We start from the raw sequence: 15,864 nt of genomic DNA, 5'->3' as shown, positions 1-15,864 counted from the left end.
ACCGTTAGATGTTCTTTTCGCCATGCCTCGTCCACCTCGTCCCGTCTCTCGCCGCCCTGGCGCGAACAACCCGCAATCAGCCCCGCGCCGTGTCGCCAAAGCGCCGCCGGCCGAGCCGAAGCTGATTCTGTTCAACAAACCTTTCGATGTGCTGACGCAATTCAGCGACGGCGAAGGGCGGGCAACGCTCAAGGACTTCATCGAAATTCCGGGAATCTACCCGGCAGGGCGGCTGGACCGCGACAGCGAAGGCTTGCTGTTGCTGACCAACGACGGCCAGCTTCAGGCGCGAATTGCCGACCCGAAACACAAACTGGCCAAGACTTACTGGGTGCAAGTGGAAGGCGAACCAAGCGCCGAGCAGCTACAGCGCTTGCGCGATGGCGTCGAGCTGAACGACGGCATGACGTTACCGGCCGAAGCGCGACAACTGGATGAGCCGCAACTGTGGCCGCGCAACCCGCCGGTGCGCTTTCGTAAAAGCGTGCCCACCAGTTGGCTGGAACTGGTGATTCGCGAAGGCCGCAACCGTCAGGTACGGCGCATGACCGCGGCGGTCGGCTTGCCGACGTTGCGTCTGGTGCGGGTCAGAATCGGTGACTGGTCGATCGAAGGGCTCGATCAGGGCCAGTGGAAGGAAGTGCCGGCGCGCTTATAGCGTGCCGGATTCGATCAGGCCGATGACCACGCTTTTGATCACGAACGCGGCCACGCCCAGCCCCAGTACGAAGAACAAAATGAACGAGCCGAAGCGCCCGGCCTTGGATTTTTTCGCCAGATCCCAGACGATGAAACCCATGAAAATGATCAGGATGCTGACCAGACCAGTCATCATCCACTCTTCGAGTACTGCAGGATCCATCGGACATCTCCAGCGTGGGTGGGCTAAAAGGCGCTGGAGTATACGCCATGGGGGATTGGCGAGGCATTGACCTGCGTCGGTGTGTCGCAGTCATTCGTCGCCTGTTCCGGCCCCTTCGCGAGCAAGCCCGCTCCCACAGGGGAATGCATTCCAAATGTGGGAGCGGGCTTGCTCGCGAAGGCGTCCTCAGCTGCGCAGATGAGTCAGCGGCAACTCGGTGCTGTTGAGCACCTGGTTCAACACAAAACTCGACCGCACACTCGTCACCCCTTCAATCCGGGTGAGATGCCCCAGCAGCAGTTTCTGATAGTGATCCATGTCCGGCACCACTACCTTGAGCTGATAGTCCGCATCCATCCCCGTCACCAGGCTGCATTCAAGCACCTGCGGCAAGGTGCGAATGGCGGCTTCGAAGTTCTCGAACCGCTCGGGAGTATGGCGGTCCATGCCGATCAGCACGTACGCGGTCAGGCTCAGGCCGAGCATCTTGCGGTCCAGCAGGGCGACCTGGCGGGTGATGTAACCGTCGTCTTCCAGCTGCTTGACCCGCCGCGAGCAAGGCGAAGGCGACAGGCCGATGCGTTCGGCCAGCTCCTGATTGGAGATGCGCGCGTCGCGCTGTAATTCAGCCAAAATGCTCAGGTCGTATCGGTCGAGTTTGCTCATCAATCAGGCCTTTGTCATAACTATTGCGGCGGATTATCTATCCTGAGTTAAAAATTGCGCAAGTGATGTTTATTTGAGCAATCTTCGCAATCCTCTGCCGGTGCTCCGGGCCTATTCTTATCACCAGAATCACTGCTCGGACAAACAGTCCAGTGCGGCTCGCCCAATCAGGCCAGCTGCGGTCGCCACCCCCACCGGGGATGTGTTGACCCCCGAGCTACACACTGTCCAGAAGACGGCGTGAGGTGAGCCGACGTCATAAGCGTCGAGCACGGACGAAGTTCTCAAAGGGAGGCCGACGGGTCTCCCTTTTTTCTTGCCCGGAATTTATGGGCGACCCTCAATAAATAAGTTGCGTGACTGATAACCTGTTGCAGAACCGGCCTGTGCTTTCCCAGTCTTACGTACAGGCCCTAACCCGCAGTGAGGAAAAGCATGAAGTCGCGCATCTGGCGTTTGGCCGGTGTTGGTTTGCTATGTGTGAGTGTCACTGCGCAATCGCTGGCCGATGAGCCGCAAATCCGTGGGCCTGATGGCGGCCAACGCGGGCCGGATCATCAGGGCAAAGGTCAGGGTCATGACGGTAACAATCAGCCCCGGCCGCAGAACAACGAAATCATTCGTGGCGACAACAGCCGCCAGTTCGAGCTCCACGACCAGAATCAGGGCGGCGGGCGTCAGAACCGTCAGTCGCACGATCCCAATGTTCAGGGCCGACCGCCGCAACAACCCAGTAACAATCTGCCAATTCAGGGCCGGCCCGACACCGTGCGCCAGACCCAGGAACCCCGGCGTGGCTACTATCAGGACGAGCAGCCGCGCAACTATGACAACCAGCACTGGCAGACTGGTGGTCAGGGCTCACGTCATGATGATCGTCGCTGGCCCGGTCGCCCGGATGGACGCGGCAATGGCTGGGGCCCCGGCCCGCAGTATCGTCCGGGGTACGTGATCGACCGCTTCCCGGAGCGCAACTACCGCGTGCCGTATCGCGGCCAGGATTATTTCTATTCCGGTGGTTATTGGTATCGTCCGCAAGGCCCGCGTTACGTGGTGGTTCAGCCGCCTCGCGGGATTCGGGTCAGCTATTTGCCCGATTACGCGCGTGAAGTGTGGATCGGCGGTGCGCTGTTGTTCCTGGCGGCCGGCGCGTATTACGCCTATCAAGAGAGCACTCGGGATTACGTCGTGGTCGAACCACCGATGCAGCCGCAACCGGTGAGCAGTGGTTATGACGTGGTGGCGTATCCGGCCAACGGCCAGTCGCCGGAGGAGGTCAGTCGGGACGGTTACGAGTGTTATCGCTGGGCCGTGGAGCAGAGCGGCTTCGATCCGCGTGCAGTCACCTATCAACCGGATCCGTCGGTGGTGCAAGCCTACCGACAGGCCCAGGGCAACTGCCTGAGCAGTCGCGGTTATCAGGTTCAGTAGCAGCTGCAAGCTATAAGCCTCAAGCCTCAAGCCTCAAGCCTGGAGCTTAAAGCTTGTCGCTTGAAGCTGCTTTCATAGGGTCGGCGTGCACCAGCACTTCGGCTCGCGGGTAAGCGGCGTGAATCGCATCGGCGGCTTGATCGCTGATGCCGTGGGCGACTGACAGAGTCAGCTCCCCCGGCAATTCCAGATGCAATTGCACAAACCACTGGTTGCCGGAGATGCGTGTGCGCAGGTCGTGGGCGCCCAAAACACCCGGCACGCTGCAGGCCAGCTCAAGCATGTGCTGGCTGACATCCGGCGGCAGCTCTTCATCCATCAGCACCGCAAAGCTTTCCCGGGCGATATGAATGGCGCTCCAGAGGATGTAGGCGGCGATCCCCAATCCAAACCAGGGGTCGACTTGATGCCAGCCAAACCCGGCCAGCACCAGCGCCACCAGAATGCTGCCGTTGAGCAGCAAGTCTGAGCGGTAATGCAAGGAATCGGCACTCACAGCGTTGGAACCGGTTGCCTTGATCACCCGATGCTGCAACATCAGCAGGGCCACGGTCAGGGCGAGGGAAAACACAATCACCCCGATGCTGAGCCACGCGGCGCTTACCGGCTCCGGATGCTTCAATCGCTCGATCGCCTGCAACGCAATCAGCACCGCACTGCCGCCAATGAACAGTGCCTGAGCCATGCCCGCCAATGATTCGGCCTTGCCGTGCCCGTAACGATGATCGTCGTCGGCCGGGCGCAAGGCGTAATGTACGGCCAGCAGGTTGAGCAGCGAGCTGACGCCATCGAGTGCCGAGTCGGTCAGCCCGGCGAGCATGCTCACCGAGCCGCTCAGCCACCAGGCGATGGCTTTGGCCACGATCAACGTGCACGCCACCGCCACCGAGGCGCGCGTCGCCAGCCGCAGCAGGCGGGCGTGTTCGGTACTGCTGGTCATAAGTGCGGCTTTTCCTTTTTGGTGCACCAATTACGCGGCCGGTTGCAGGCCGAACATGGCCAGTTGTTGGGTGCTGCCCTTGTGCTGGATCAGACGTGGATCGTCCAGCGGGAAGCTGCGGCCCAACTCGGTTTCGAGAATAGTCTGCAACTTGTGGTTATCGACCTTGCCGTCGGCACCGATGGCCTCCTTGAGTTTTTCCGGAGCCACCTGAGCAGTGCGGCCCGGTTCGAAGTAAATGGCGCCCGTGGCGAAGTCCACCGCAAAGGCGATCAGGCCTGGGATGATGTAAAACAGCAGGCCCACGGCATCCAGCGCGGCGATGGCCGGGTCGATCTTGCCGTCAATCTGACCGCGACGATCCGGATAGAAAATCGTGCCGCAGGCGGTCATTTGGGTCAGCAAGGACGCGATCAATACACCGCCGATCAAGCGAAAGGGAGCACGCATTTGAAATCTCCTGGGTTATCTGGAAACGAAGCATCGTCGATATGAATTAGGACCGCGCTGAACGCCGTTATACTCGGCCCTCTGTTTGGGAGCCAGCATGATTTCTTTGCCGATTGATGAAGTTTTACCCGCCCTGCGTGAAGCCCTCGCTACACGCCACGAAGCCGTGCTCGAAGCACCGCCCGGCGCCGGTAAAACCACCCGCGTGCCCTTGGCCTTGCTCAACGAGCCATGGCTGGCCGGGCAGACCATTCTGATGCTTGAACCGCGCCGCTTGGCCGCGCGGGCGGCGGCGGAGCGGTTGGCCAGTGAGCTGGGCGAGAAGGTTGGCGAAACCGTTGGCTACCGCATTCGTCTCGACAGCAAAGTCGGCCCCAATACCCGCATCGAAGTGGTCACCGAAGGCATTCTCACCCGGCGCTTGCAGGATGATCCGGCGCTGGAAGGCGTGGGTTTGCTGATTTTCGATGAGTTCCACGAACGCAGCCTCGACGCCGACCTGGCGTTGGCCCTGAGCCTCAATGGCCGCGAGCTGTTTCGCGAAGATCAACCGCTGAAAATTCTATTGATGTCGGCAACCCTGGAAGGTGAACGCCTGGCTGGGTTGCTCGATGATGCGCCAATCCTGCGCAGCGAAGGTCGCATGTACCCGGTGACGATGCGTTGGGGGCGACCGTTTCAGCCTGGTGAATTTATCGAGCCAAGGGTGGTGCAGACCATTCTCGACGCGCTGAACGATGAGACCGGCAGCCTGCTGGTGTTCCTGCCGGGGCAGGCGGAAATTCGTCGGGTGCATCAACAACTCGCCGATGCGCTGGGCGATAGCACACAGGTTTTGCTCTGCCCGTTGCACGGTGAATTGGACCTCGCCGCCCAACGCGCCGCGATCGATCCGGCGCCCGCCGGCAAACGCAAAGTGGTGCTGGCGACCAACATCGCCGAGACCAGCCTGACCATCAACGGAGTGCGCGTGGTGATCGATGCCGGGCTGGCGCGAGTGCCGCGTTTCGACCCCGGCAGCGGCATGACTCGCCTGGATACTCAGCGCATTTCCAAAGCCAGCGCCACGCAGCGCGCAGGTCGGGCAGGGCGTTTGGAGCCCGGCGTGTGTTATCGCCTGTGGTCGCAGGATCAGCATGAACAACTGGCGGCTTACGCCAGTGCGGAAATTCTCTCGGCGGACCTTGCCGGGCTGGCCTTGCAACTGGGTCGTTGGGGCGTGACGCCGGGTCAGTTGGTTTGGCTCGATGTCCCGCCCGCAGCGGCTTATGCACAGGCTCAGGATCTGCTTGAACGTTTGGGCGCGCTGGAGGGCGAGGCGCTGACCCGTCACGGTCAGGCCATGGCTGAATTGCCGGCCCATCCACGGATCGCTCATTTGCTGTTGCGGGGCCAGGCGCTCGGCTTGGCTGACATGGCCTGCGATGTCGCGGCACTGCTCGGTGAACGGGATATTTTGCGTGGTGCCGGCGCGGATCTGCACAGTCGACTGGTGCTGCTGTCCGGCGAAGAACGGGCTGCCCGCGGTGCGCAGGGCGGCGTTCAGCGTGCTCGGCAACTGGCGCGGCAGTATCGCGGTTACCTGCGTGGCAAGGCTTCGGAACCGGTCGGCGATCCGGATCATCCTCGCTGGCTTGGCGCGTTGCTGGCGTTGGCCTATCCCGATCGGGTTGCCCAACAGCGGCGGGCCGGTGGCGCTGAATATCGACTGGCCAACGGTCGTGCGGCGTTATTCGCCGAGGCAGACAGCCTGATGAAGCAACCGTGGCTGGTGATCGCTGATCTGGGCAGTCGTCAGGGCCAGCGTGAAGAACGGATTTATCTGGCGACGGATTTCGATCCGGCGTTGTTCGATTCGGTGTTGGCCGAGCAGGTGCGTTGCGTCGATCAACTGGATTGGGATGAGCGCGAAGGCGTGCTGCGGGCCGAGCGTCAGCGCAAGGTCGGCGAATTGATCCTCAGCCGCGAACCGCTGACCGGGCTCGATGAAAGCGCTCGCAGTCAGGCGTTGGTGAATCTGGTGCGGCGTAAAGGCCTGGAGCTGTTGCCCTGGACGCCAGAGCTGCGTCAGTGGCAGGCGCGGGTTGCGTTGTTGCGTCAGTTGGATCTCGGCAGTAAGGAGCAGAGTGAATGGCCGGATGTCTGTGATGCGGCGTTGCTCAAAAGCCTCGAGCACTGGTTGATGCCGTATCTGGGCAAAGTCTCACGGCTTAGTCACTTCGCCAATCTGGACCTGTCGAGCATCGTTCATAACTTGTTGCCGTGGCCGCTGCCGCAACGGCTCGAAGAACTTGCACCGCATCATTTGAGCGTGCCGTCGGGCTCTTCGATTCGTCTGGATTACAGCGAACAGCCGCCGATTCTGGCGGTGCGGTTGCAGGAGCTGTTCGGCTTGGCCGAAACCCCGCGAATCGCCGGTGGCCGGCAGGTCGTTAAGCTGCACCTACTGTCCCCGGCGCGCCGGCCGGTGCAGGTGACGCAGGACCTGGCGAACTTCTGGCGCAGCACCTACGCCGAGGTGAAGAAGGATTTGAAGGGGCGTTATCCGAAACACTACTGGCCGGATGATCCTCTGGTGGCTGAGGCGACGGCGCGGATCAAACCGCGTAAGTAGTCAGTGGCATCGGCGGTGCGGCATTCGCGAGCAAGCCCGCTCCCACATGAGATCTTCAGTGAATACAGCATTTGTGTACCACCGAAAACCAGTGTGGGAGCGGGCTTGCTCGCGAAGCTTTTGACCTAAGGCGCGGCCGGCAACAGAAACCGCGCAATCACCGGCAAGTGATCGGAAATCCGCAACGTATCGTCCTGCCGCACCCGCGCCTCGACCCGTTTGAGGTGCGGGCTGTAAAACAGGTAGTCGACGGTCCGGTCCGGGCCGTTCAAGCCTGGGTCATTCGGGTAATGGGTCAGCCATTGCGCCCGATCGATACCGCTGGCTTCGTTGTTGGTGGGGACCATCGGGTATTTATCCCACAGCATATGCAGCGCGCTGTCGGCGGAGTAGGGCGTGCGTTGCTCGGAGGGCAGGCGTCGATACTGGCCCAACGGCAACAGGTTGAAGTCGCCGCCGATCAACCACGGCGTGCCGCGGCTTTCGTACTTGTCGAGGACCTTGGCCACGGCTGTCACCTGGCGTTGCAAGGTTTCGTCGAGCGGGGGCGTGGCACGTTCCAGATGGGTATTGAGCACGGCCATTTGGCCGCCATTACTCAATGGCAGGTGAGTGACCAGCAAGGCGTTTTTCGGCTTGAACTGACGGCTGATGAAATTGGCCGGTGCGACCGGTAATTGCAGGCGTTCGGCGTGTTCGATCTGGTAGCGGCTCAGGGTTGCCAATTGCCGGCCAACGCTGCCGTAGATGGGCGGTTCAGGCACGAAGTCGGCTTTCCAGTCGAAGGCCTGCGCACTGCACGGGTACAGATCGGTGACTCGATCCTGCAGCAATTTGAACTGGTTCTGGTAGTCGCTGGCCTTGGCACCGTCATCGAGTTCCTGCAACAGCACGATGTCCGGTTGCTCGTCGCGAATCACCCGCGCCACTTCGTCGAGGCTGAAGGCCATGTCTTCAGGCGTAGGGCTCTCGTCGTTCCCTGCGGCCAGATCGTTCCAGAAAACATAGCGCTTGCCTGCCAGGTACTGGACGTTCCAGGTCATCACCTTCAGCGCCTGGCCGGGCACCAGCGTCGGCGCCTGGGCGTTGCAACTGACCGGCAGCGCTTCCTTGGCTTCGGGGCGCCAGGTGAGGCTGTAGATCATCAATGCAATCAGGCCAATGGCAATCAGCACGCACAGCAGGGTGTAGCGCAGTAGACGGGTCATGGCTCGGCTTATAGCGTTACAAAAAATGATCCCGAGCATAACCGAGCGCAAACGGCATGCCCATCAATTAGCCGCGACACATCGTTCTTCAAAGTGCCCCGTCAGCTTTCTCGGGCGCGTCGGCGATCAGCATGAACAAACGGAACACCACGACGCTGGTGAACAGTTGCAGGAAGCTGTGCGCGCTGTCGATCAGCAGCGAGATCACCGGGTTCTGCGGGTCAGGGTAAACCGCCAGTGTCGCACCCTTGAGCACCCACAACGGCCCCATCACGCACAGAATGCACACCAGAATGCGCAGGAAATTCCCGCGGGTCAGGCGCAGGCTTTCCTTCATCGCCGCCAGCGGTGCCAGGCCGCGCAGCACCAGCAGGTACTCGCCGAACGCCAGTGTCACCATCAACCAGATCCCCGGCAGGAAATACAGCGACAGGCCGATCAGAATCAGCAGGGTATTGAGGGCGGTCAGCAGGGCGAAACGCGGCCACAGGGTCGCGGAAGTCGCCAGCAAGTCGCGGGTGCGCGGCGTTTCGCCACGGCTGCGGGCATCGAGAAACAGGATCAGCGCGGCGGTGTATAGCGGATACACCAGCAGGCCGACCAATACACTGATGCCGGGGAAACTGCCCGGCTCCGTGGAGTGGTCGACCACCTGTTGCAGCAGCGCCTCGACAATCACTAGCGGCAGGCACAGCTGCACGATCTGGCGCAGATTGCGCTTGAAGAAATACAGAGAGTCACGCAGTACATCGAACGGATTCATCAGTCGGTATCGCAGGTCGAAAGCAGGTGCCTCACTTTAACCGATGAACCCCTTTGGGGCGCAAACGTAAACGTTCGGTAAAGGTCATTGAAACATCCTGTAGCAGCCCCATTACTGGTGAGCACCTTATCCACCGTGGATGAGGGCGACGATATTCCCGGCAATCTATGAGGTCGCCATGAACAGCGAAGAACAAACCCTGATCGATGGACTGTTTTCCCGGCTGCAACAGGCCGAGACGGATTCAGCCCCGCGCGACGCCCAGGCCGAAGCGCGGATCAAGGAACACCTGACTCGCCAGCCCGCGGCGGGCTATTTCATGACCCAGGCGATTCTGGTGCAAGAGGCAGCCATCAAGAGCCTCGACGAACAGAACAAGCAACTCACTCAACAAATCCAGCAATTGCAGGCTGAACTGCAATCGGCCAAGGCTCAGACGGCGGCGCCGGCACCGAGCAGCGGTGGCTTTTTGTCGAGCATCTTCGGTGGCGCTTCCCGTGATCCACAGCCTGCTCCGACTCAAAGCGCAGCCCCGTCGAATGGCGGCTGGCGTGAACCTGGGCGGCCGTCATTCAACTCGCAGCCGCCGCAGCAAAACTTTGGTGCGCCGGCTACTCAGCAAAACTTCGGAGCGCCGCCCCAGCAAAACTACGCACCACAACAGCCTGCCGGCAGCGGTTTCCTCGGTGGCGCGTTGAAAACGGCAGCGGGCGTGGCCGGTGGCGTCATGCTGGCGCAAGGCATCAGTAGCCTGTTCCATCACAATCAGCAGCCAGAAGTGGTTGAAGTCATCAAGGAGGAGCCGGCTCAGGCCAACGATCAGAGCGACAGCGGCAATGGCTGGGGCGACGATCAGCGCGTGGCTGACAATTCCAGCGATCAAGGCGGATACGCCGACGCCGACTATAGCGATGACAGCTCATCGTTCTTCGGTGGCGACGACGATTCCTTCGTCTGACACATCTGTGGCGAGGGAGCTTGCTCCCTCACCACATGGCCGATTATTCGCGGAACAATCCTTTGGGCTGGCATACTGGGCAACTTTTCGGGCCCTGGTGCCTGAACCTGCCCGCGCTTCGGCACGCCAAAGAGGATGTACGGTGAAAAAAATCGCAGTGTTCGCCGATGTCCAGAACCTCTATTACACCGTGCGTCAGGCTTATGGTTGCCACTTCAACTACGCCGCGCTGTGGGCTGACGTCAGTAAAGAAGGGCAGATCGTCGAGGCCTATGCCTATGCGATCGATCGTGGCGACAGCAAGCAGCAGCAGTTTCAGCAGATCCTGCGCAATCTCGGCTTCATCGTGAAGCTCAAGCCCTACATCCAGCGCAGCGACGGTTCGGCCAAGGGCGACTGGGACGTGGGCATCACCCTCGACATCATGGACGCCGCCGATCATGTCGACGAAGTGGTGCTGGCTTCTGGCGACGGTGATTTCGACATGCTGCTGGAACGCATCATCGCTAAGCACGGCGTGCAAGCGGTGGCCTATGGCGTGCCCGGTCTCACCGCCAACTCGCTGATCCGCGCTGCCAGCCGTTACGTGCCGATCGAAGGCGCGTTGCTGCTCAAGAATTGATTTTTACGGAGTTGAAACAGGTTTGGAACGCATAGCAGTCATCGACTTTGAAACCACCGGACTCTCCCCGAGCAGCAGCTGCCGGGCCACGGAAATTGCCGTGGTGATTCTTGAACAGGGGCGCATTGTCGAGCGTTACCAAAGCCTGATGAACGCTGGCGTGCGGGTGCCGGCTTTTATTGAGCAACTCACCGGCATCAGCAACGCCATGCTGCGTACCGCGCCTTCGGCCGAGCAGGTGATGAACGAGGTCAACGAATTCGTTGGCATCACGCCGCTGCTGGCGCACAACGCTGCGTTCGACCAGAAGTTCTGGGACTACGAACTCGGGCGAATCAAACGCACACGCTTGCAGAACTTTGCCTGCTCGCTGTTACTCGCCCGCCGCCTGATGCCCGCCGCGCCGGACCACAAACTCGGCACCCTCACCACTTTCGCCAGCCTGCCCAATACCGGCAAGGCTCACCGGGCCATGGCTGATGCCGAAATGGCGGCCAACCTGACGGCGCACTTGGCTGAAGAGTTGCGGCGCAAGCATGGGTTGCGCGAGTTGTCGCATGATCTTCTCGTCAGCTTGCAGAAAGTGCCGGCGGCGAAGATCAATGAGCATCTGAAGCGGTATCGCGGGTTCTGAGTACGCCGCAGATTAAGTGTGGGAGCGGGCTTGCTCGCGAAAGCGATTTATCATTCAACATTTATGTCGACTGACACACCGCTTTCGCGAGCAAGCCCGCTCCCACATTGGGTCTGCGGTGACATAAGACCTACTTCCCTTCCAACTGCCCCAACGGCACCCGCTTCTCGATGGCACTCGACAGCACGATCGAGGTCTTGCTGAACCCGAACGTGGCGATCCGGTTGATCAACTCTTCCAGCTCCGGCATTGAACCCACCGCCGCTTGCATGATCACGCACGGATCGCCGGTGACGCGGTGGCATTCGGTGAGCTGTGGGATTTTGATCAGTTCGTCGTAGGTTTTCTGGTTGCCGTGCTGATTCAGGCGCAGTTCGATGACGCACTGGATCGGCAGTCCGATTTTGGCCATGTCGACTTTCGCCTGGTAGCCGGTGATCACCCCGCAAGCTTCAAGTTTGGCGACGCGCTCGGCCACCGCCGGAGCGGACAGGTTCACCTTGCGTGCCAGATCGGCGTAGGACGCACGACCGTTTTCCAACAGGGCGCTGAGGAGCATGCGGTCGTATTTGTCCATCGTGGTGTTCCTGAAAAAAGGCTGACTTTCGAAAGCACGGTTTATAGCGCTGAACTCCGTGTTTTGAAAAGTGTACCGGCGCTATAAACAGGTTTTGTAACTTATTTTCCGCTGCTGGCCTTTCTAGAATAGCTGCTCTCTTTGTCTTGTTCTCGAGCTGCCCATGCCTGGCATACGCCGTTTTTCCTTACCCCTGATCGCTGCTTTTTTCGCGTTGTACGTGATTTGGGGGTCGACCTACCTGGTGATTCGTATCGGCGTGCAGTACTGGCCACCGCTGTTGCTCGCCGGTATCCGCTTCGTGATCGCGGGTACGTTGATGTACGCGTTCCTGCGCTGGCGCGGGGCACCGGCACCGACGTGGGCGCAATGGAAAGCGGCGGGGATCATCGGGATTTTGCTGCTGACCTTTGGTAACGGTGCGGTGAGCGTCGCCGAGCACACGGGCGTGGCCTCCGGTGTTGCCGCATTGGCGGTGGCGACGGTGCCGCTGTTTACCTTGCTCTGCGGATACTTCTGGGGCGCGCGTAATACCCGTCTCGAATGGGCCGGGATTGTGCTCGGGCTGATCGGTATCGCCATGCTCAACCTCGGTTCCAATCTGCAATCGAGCCCGTTGGGCGCGGCGTTGCTGGTGTTCGCGGCAGCGTCCTGGGCGTTCGGTTCGGTGTGGAGCAAACACTTGCCGTTGCCGCAGGGCGCGATGGCCAGTGCCGTGGAAATGCTGGTGGGCGGCGTGGTGTTGTTGATCGGCAGCGCGGTGAGTGGCGAGCATCTGGAGGCTATGCCGCCGATCGAAGGTTGGGCCGCATTGGCCTATCTGACGTTCTTCGGTTCGATCATTGCCTTCAACGCCTACATGTACCTGCTGAAACACGTGCGTCCGGCAGCGGCCACCAGTTATGCCTACGTCAACCCGGCGGTGGCGGTGTTGCTGGGTATCGTATTTGTTGGCGAGACCATTGGTATTGAAGAAGCGCTGGCCATGACAGTGATCATCAGTGCCGTGGTGTTGATCGGGTTGCCGCAGTGGCGCCGAGGTGCAGATCGACCAGCCGTAGTGGTGCCGACAGAATCCCGCGCGAATTAGGGTAAACTGCGCGCCATTGCATCTTGTTTTGCACACTTGTTTTGAAAAACCCGCGCTGAATTTTCCTACGGTACTCCCATGACTTTCGCCACCCTTGGCCTGATCGAACCCTTGCTGCGCGCTCTCGAGACGCTCGGCTACCAGACTCCTACGCCGGTGCAGACACAAGCGATTCCGGCGGTGCTGGCCGGTCGTGACCTGATGGCAGCAGCCCAGACCGGCACCGGCAAAACCGCCGGTTTCGCCTTGCCGCTGCTGCAATTGCTGGCCATGGAAGGGCCGAAAGTCAGCGCCAACTCCGTGCGCGCACTGATCCTGGTACCAACCCGCGAGTTGGCCGAACAGGTTCACGAAGCCGTGCGCCAGTACGCCGAGAACCTGCCGTTGAGCACGTACGCGGTGTACGGCGGTGTCAGCATCAACCCGCAAATGATGAAGCTGCGCAAAGGCGTCGACCTGTTGGTGGCGACTCCGGGCCGCTTGCTCGACCTGTTCCGCCAGAACGCGCTCAAGTTCAACCAGTTGCAAACCCTGGTGCTGGACGAAGCCGATCGGATGCTCGATCTGGGCTTTTCCGAGGAGCTTGGGAACATTTACCGTGTATTGCCGAAGAAACGTCAGACGTTGTTGTTCTCTGCCACGTTCTCCGATGCGATCCGCCTGCTGGCCGGGCAAATGCTCAACGACCCGCTGAGCATCGAAGTCAGCCCGCGAAACGTCGCCGCCAACACCGTCAAGCAATGGGTGGTGACGGTGGACAAGAAGCGTAAGCCGGAGCTGTTCATTCACTTGATGCGCAAAGGCAAGTGGAAGCAGGTGTTGGTGTTCGCCAAGACCCGTAACGGCGTAGACGCGTTGGTGGAAAAGCTCCAGGGCCTGGGCATCAATGCCGACGGCATTCACGGCGACAAACCTCAGGCGACCCGTCAGCGGGCACTGGATCGTTTCAAGGCCAGTGAAGTGCAGATCCTTGTAGCCACCGACGTTGCCGCCCGTGGCCTGGATATCGAAGATTTGCCCTTGGTGGTCAATTTCGACCTGCCGATCGTGGCGGAGGACTACATCCACCGTATCGGTCGTACCGGCCGTGCGGGCGCAACCGGGCAGGCGATTTCGCTGGTGTGTGCTGATGAGGTGAATTTGCTGTCGGCCATCGAGACGTTGACCCGTCAGACGTTGACTCGCCAGATGGAGCAGGATTTCGAGCCTGAGCACCGCGTGCCGGATACTGATGCCAGCGGTCAGGTGGTCAAGAAGCCGAAAAAGCCGAAGAAGCCCAAGACCTCCAGTGGCGGCAAGCGCAATTTGGGCAAGTGGGTCGAGAGCGGTGATGCCTCGGCGCCGGAGCCTTCGATCAAGCCTGTGCGTAAAGTGCCGGTGTTTAACACCGGGCCGCGTAAGAAGAAGCCTTGAAAACTCCCGGCGTCTGTTAGGCCGCTTTCGCGAGCAAGCCCGCTCCCACATTCGACCGAGTTCTTTCAGGAAGAATGTGATCAATGTGGGAGCGGGCTTGCTCGCGAAGGGCGCACCTCGGTCTCAATCCTTGTGTTTCAACCACTCCACCATCCCCATCCCCGCCGCTCGCCCACTGGCGAAACACGCGGTCAGCAGATAGCCGCCGGTCGGCGCTTCCCAATCGAGCATTTCCCCCGCGCAGAACACGCCGGGCAGTTGCTTGAGCATCAAACGTTCATCCATCGACTCGAACATCACGCCCCCTGCGCTGCTGATGGCCTCGTCCAATGACCGGGTTTTCACCAGCGTCAGCGGCAATGCCTTGATCGCTTTGGCCAGCAGCGCCGGATCGGTAAAACAATCGGCCGGTGCCAGCTCTCGCAACAGCGCCGCTTTCACGCCATCAAGCCCAAGTTGACTGTGCAGGTGTTTGGCCGTGGAGCGTGAGCCGCGCGGTTTACTCAGCGCAGACTGAATTTTATCCACAGGCTTGCCCGGCAACAGGTCGAGGTGAATGGTTGCCGAGCCGTGTTGATTGATCGCTTCGCGGATCGGTGCCGACAGGGCGTAGATCAAACTGCCTTCAATCCCCGTGGCAGTGATCACACATTCCCCGAGTCGTGGCACATCGTCATTGAGGCCAATGGCGATGTTTTTCAGCGGGCTGCCTGCGAATTTGCTGACCATCAATTCGCTCCAGGCCTGCACCTCGAAGCCGCAATTGCTCGGTTGCAGCGGCGCCAGTCCTACACCGCGCTGTTCCAGCGCCAACATCCAGGCACCGTCCGAACCGAGGCGCGACCAACTGCCGCCACCGAGGGCCAACAGGGTCGCGTCGGCTTGAACAGTTTTTTCGCCTTCGGGGCTGTCGATGCGCAAGTCACCGTTGTCATCCCAACCGAGCCAGCGATGGCGGGTGTGGATAACTACGCCGCCATCGCGCAGGCGTTTGAGCCAGGCACGCAACAGGGGAGCGGCTTTCATGTCGGTAGGAAACACCCGGCCGGAGCTGCCGACAAAGGTTTCGATGCCCAGGTCATGAATCCATTGGCACAAGGCGTCGGCGCCGAAGGCGCGCAACAATGGCGCAATCTGCGGTGCCCGTTCGGCATAGCGTGAGAGAAATGCCGGGTAGGCCTCGGAATGGGTGATGTTCATGCCGCCGACCCCGGCGAGGAGGAATTTTCGCCCCACTGAAGGCATGCCGTCGTACAGATCGACTTTGATCCCGGCCTGGCTCAGCACTTCAGCCGCCATCAAACCGGCAGGGCCGCCGCCGATGATGGCGACGTGAGGGGGGAGGGAAGTGGAGGGCTGGGTCATGGAATGCGCTGCGGTTTGGCGGAATGAAGCCGGGCATTCTATCAGCCCCGATCAATGTGGGAGCGGGCTTGCTCGCGAAAGCGGTGGGTCAGTCGACATCAATGTGGATTGTTAAATCGCCTTCGCGAGCAAGCCCGCTCCCACATTTGATCTTCGGTGTTTTCAAAGGTGGTTAAAAAACAACCACCGTTCTGTAGCCTACACCCCGCATGGCCTGCAGACCCTTTCACTCAGGTTATCCACAGGCGGTTCCACAGGCATTGTGGGTAAA

General features: G+C 60.5%; 16 protein-coding genes. 8 read left to right on the top strand and 8 right to left on the bottom strand.

Annotation, left to right across the window (positions count from 1 at the left end; translation table 11 throughout):
- Positions 1–22 precede the first annotated feature (22 nt).
- The gene (locus PMI36_RS20275) at positions 23–658 is read left to right on the top strand and encodes a pseudouridine synthase (protein WP_008070073.1); all 636 of its coding nucleotides are present in this window, start codon (positions 23–25) and stop codon (positions 656–658) included.
- Here PMI36_RS20275 and PMI36_RS20280 read toward each other — a convergent pair.
- Positions 653–862 (bottom strand): DUF2788 domain-containing protein, encoded by a 210-nt coding sequence (locus tag PMI36_RS20280; protein WP_007894445.1) that lies wholly within the window; start codon positions 860–862, stop codon positions 653–655. The two genes, PMI36_RS20275 and PMI36_RS20280, sit on opposite strands and share 6 nt — an antisense overlap.
- A 186-nt stretch (positions 863–1,048) precedes the next feature.
- Positions 1,049–1,528 (bottom strand): Lrp/AsnC family transcriptional regulator, encoded by a 480-nt coding sequence (locus tag PMI36_RS20285; RefSeq protein WP_007894448.1) that lies wholly within the window; start codon positions 1,526–1,528, stop codon positions 1,049–1,051.
- Between the two features lie 435 nt (positions 1,529–1,963).
- On the opposite strand from PMI36_RS20285, the gene PMI36_RS20290 reads away from it, so the two are divergent.
- Positions 1,964–2,959: a DUF6515 family protein gene (locus PMI36_RS20290; RefSeq protein WP_008070071.1), complete on the top strand. Its 996-nt coding sequence runs from the start codon at positions 1,964–1,966 to the stop codon at positions 2,957–2,959.
- Positions 2,960–3,005: 46 nt separating this feature from the next.
- Here the strand turns inward: PMI36_RS20290 and PMI36_RS20295 are convergent, their stop codons facing one another.
- Both PMI36_RS20295 and PMI36_RS20300 read right to left on the bottom strand, forming a co-directional pair.
- Positions 3,006–3,899: a cation diffusion facilitator family transporter gene (locus tag PMI36_RS20295; protein ID WP_008070068.1), complete on the bottom strand. Its 894-nt coding sequence runs from the start codon at positions 3,897–3,899 to the stop codon at positions 3,006–3,008.
- A 30-nt stretch (positions 3,900–3,929) separates the two neighbouring features.
- A complete protein-coding gene (locus PMI36_RS20300) occupies positions 3,930–4,349 on the bottom strand; it encodes a hypothetical protein (RefSeq protein ID WP_008070067.1) in 420 nt (139 codons plus the stop codon).
- Positions 4,350–4,446: 97 nt separating this feature from the next.
- Between PMI36_RS20300 and hrpB the strand changes: the two genes are divergently transcribed.
- Positions 4,447–6,963 (top strand): ATP-dependent helicase HrpB, encoded by a 2,517-nt coding sequence (hrpB, locus tag PMI36_RS20305; RefSeq protein ID WP_008070065.1) that lies wholly within the window; start codon positions 4,447–4,449, stop codon positions 6,961–6,963.
- Between the two features lie 125 nt (positions 6,964–7,088).
- Here hrpB and PMI36_RS20310 read toward each other — a convergent pair whose 3' ends face one another.
- Entirely contained in the window at positions 7,089–8,171 is a 1,083-nt protein-coding gene (locus PMI36_RS20310; RefSeq protein ID WP_008070063.1) for an endonuclease/exonuclease/phosphatase family protein, read from the bottom strand.
- Between the two features lie 88 nt (positions 8,172–8,259).
- Positions 8,260–8,934, bottom strand: a complete 675-nt coding sequence (locus PMI36_RS20315) for a YciC family protein (protein WP_008070061.1) — start codon at positions 8,932–8,934, stop codon at positions 8,260–8,262.
- A gap of 178 nt (positions 8,935–9,112) precedes the next feature.
- Between PMI36_RS20315 and PMI36_RS20320 the strand changes: the two genes are divergently transcribed.
- The 3 genes from PMI36_RS20320 (at position 9,113) to PMI36_RS20330 (ending at position 11,148) form a co-directional block, all read left to right on the top strand.
- A complete protein-coding gene (locus PMI36_RS20320) occupies positions 9,113–9,892 on the top strand; it encodes a DUF2076 domain-containing protein (protein WP_008070059.1) in 780 nt (259 codons plus the stop codon).
- Positions 9,893–10,034: 142 nt separating this feature from the next.
- The gene (locus tag PMI36_RS20325) at positions 10,035–10,514 is read left to right on the top strand and encodes a LabA-like NYN domain-containing protein (RefSeq protein ID WP_008070052.1); all 480 of its coding nucleotides are present in this window, start codon (positions 10,035–10,037) and stop codon (positions 10,512–10,514) included.
- Positions 10,515–10,536: 22 nt separating this feature from the next.
- Positions 10,537–11,148 (top strand): 3'-5' exonuclease, encoded by a 612-nt coding sequence (locus PMI36_RS20330; RefSeq protein WP_007895390.1) that lies wholly within the window; start codon positions 10,537–10,539, stop codon positions 11,146–11,148.
- Between the two features lie 130 nt (positions 11,149–11,278).
- Here PMI36_RS20330 and PMI36_RS20335 read toward each other — a convergent pair whose 3' ends face one another.
- Positions 11,279–11,725, bottom strand: coding sequence for an Lrp/AsnC family transcriptional regulator (locus PMI36_RS20335; RefSeq protein ID WP_008070050.1), 447 nt, complete (start codon positions 11,723–11,725; stop codon positions 11,279–11,281).
- A 163-nt stretch (positions 11,726–11,888) separates the two neighbouring features.
- Here PMI36_RS20335 and yedA point away from each other — a divergent pair, with 163 nt between their 5' ends.
- Together yedA and PMI36_RS20345 are read left to right on the top strand one after the other, a co-directional pair.
- The gene (gene yedA / locus PMI36_RS20340) at positions 11,889–12,815 is read left to right on the top strand and encodes a drug/metabolite exporter YedA (protein WP_008070047.1); all 927 of its coding nucleotides are present in this window, start codon (positions 11,889–11,891) and stop codon (positions 12,813–12,815) included.
- Between the two features lie 78 nt (positions 12,816–12,893).
- Positions 12,894–14,228, top strand: coding sequence for a DEAD/DEAH box helicase (locus tag PMI36_RS20345; RefSeq protein WP_008070045.1), 1,335 nt, complete (start codon positions 12,894–12,896; stop codon positions 14,226–14,228).
- 123 nt (positions 14,229–14,351) lie between these two features.
- Here PMI36_RS20345 and PMI36_RS20350 read toward each other — a convergent pair whose 3' ends face one another.
- Positions 14,352–15,593 (bottom strand): TIGR03862 family flavoprotein, encoded by a 1,242-nt coding sequence (locus PMI36_RS20350; protein ID WP_008070044.1) that lies wholly within the window; start codon positions 15,591–15,593, stop codon positions 14,352–14,354.
- Positions 15,594–15,864 lie beyond the last annotated feature (271 nt).

Origin of the sequence: Pseudomonas sp. GM79 (assembly GCF_000282495.1) — a bacterium.
Taxonomy (GTDB): Bacteria; Pseudomonadota; Gammaproteobacteria; order Pseudomonadales; family Pseudomonadaceae; genus Aquipseudomonas.
The sequence above is the reverse complement of the archived record's forward strand: the minus strand, read 5'-3'. Positions and strand labels throughout refer to the sequence as shown.

Coding starts and splice junctions, on each gene's coding strand:
- PMI36_RS20275 (WP_008070073.1), top strand. CDS start 23: ATGCCTCGTCCACCTCGTCCCGTCTCTCGCCGCCCTGGCGCGAACAAC.
- PMI36_RS20280 (WP_007894445.1), bottom strand. CDS start 862: ATGGATCCTGCAGTACTCGAAGAGTGGATGATGACTGGTCTGGTCAGC.
- PMI36_RS20285 (WP_007894448.1), bottom strand. CDS start 1,528: ATGAGCAAACTCGACCGATACGACCTGAGCATTTTGGCTGAATTACAG.
- PMI36_RS20290 (WP_008070071.1), top strand. CDS start 1,964: ATGAAGTCGCGCATCTGGCGTTTGGCCGGTGTTGGTTTGCTATGTGTG.
- PMI36_RS20295 (WP_008070068.1), bottom strand. CDS start 3,899: ATGACCAGCAGTACCGAACACGCCCGCCTGCTGCGGCTGGCGACGCGC.
- PMI36_RS20300 (WP_008070067.1), bottom strand. CDS start 4,349: ATGCGTGCTCCCTTTCGCTTGATCGGCGGTGTATTGATCGCGTCCTTG.
- hrpB (WP_008070065.1), top strand. CDS start 4,447: ATGATTTCTTTGCCGATTGATGAAGTTTTACCCGCCCTGCGTGAAGCC.
- PMI36_RS20310 (WP_008070063.1), bottom strand. CDS start 8,171: ATGACCCGTCTACTGCGCTACACCCTGCTGTGCGTGCTGATTGCCATT.
- PMI36_RS20315 (WP_008070061.1), bottom strand. CDS start 8,934: ATGAATCCGTTCGATGTACTGCGTGACTCTCTGTATTTCTTCAAGCGC.
- PMI36_RS20320 (WP_008070059.1), top strand. CDS start 9,113: ATGAACAGCGAAGAACAAACCCTGATCGATGGACTGTTTTCCCGGCTG.
- PMI36_RS20335 (WP_008070050.1), bottom strand. CDS start 11,725: ATGGACAAATACGACCGCATGCTCCTCAGCGCCCTGTTGGAAAACGGT.
- yedA (WP_008070047.1), top strand. CDS start 11,889: ATGCCTGGCATACGCCGTTTTTCCTTACCCCTGATCGCTGCTTTTTTC.
- PMI36_RS20345 (WP_008070045.1), top strand. CDS start 12,894: ATGACTTTCGCCACCCTTGGCCTGATCGAACCCTTGCTGCGCGCTCTC.
- PMI36_RS20350 (WP_008070044.1), bottom strand. CDS start 15,593: ATGACCCAGCCCTCCACTTCCCTCCCCCCTCACGTCGCCATCATCGGC.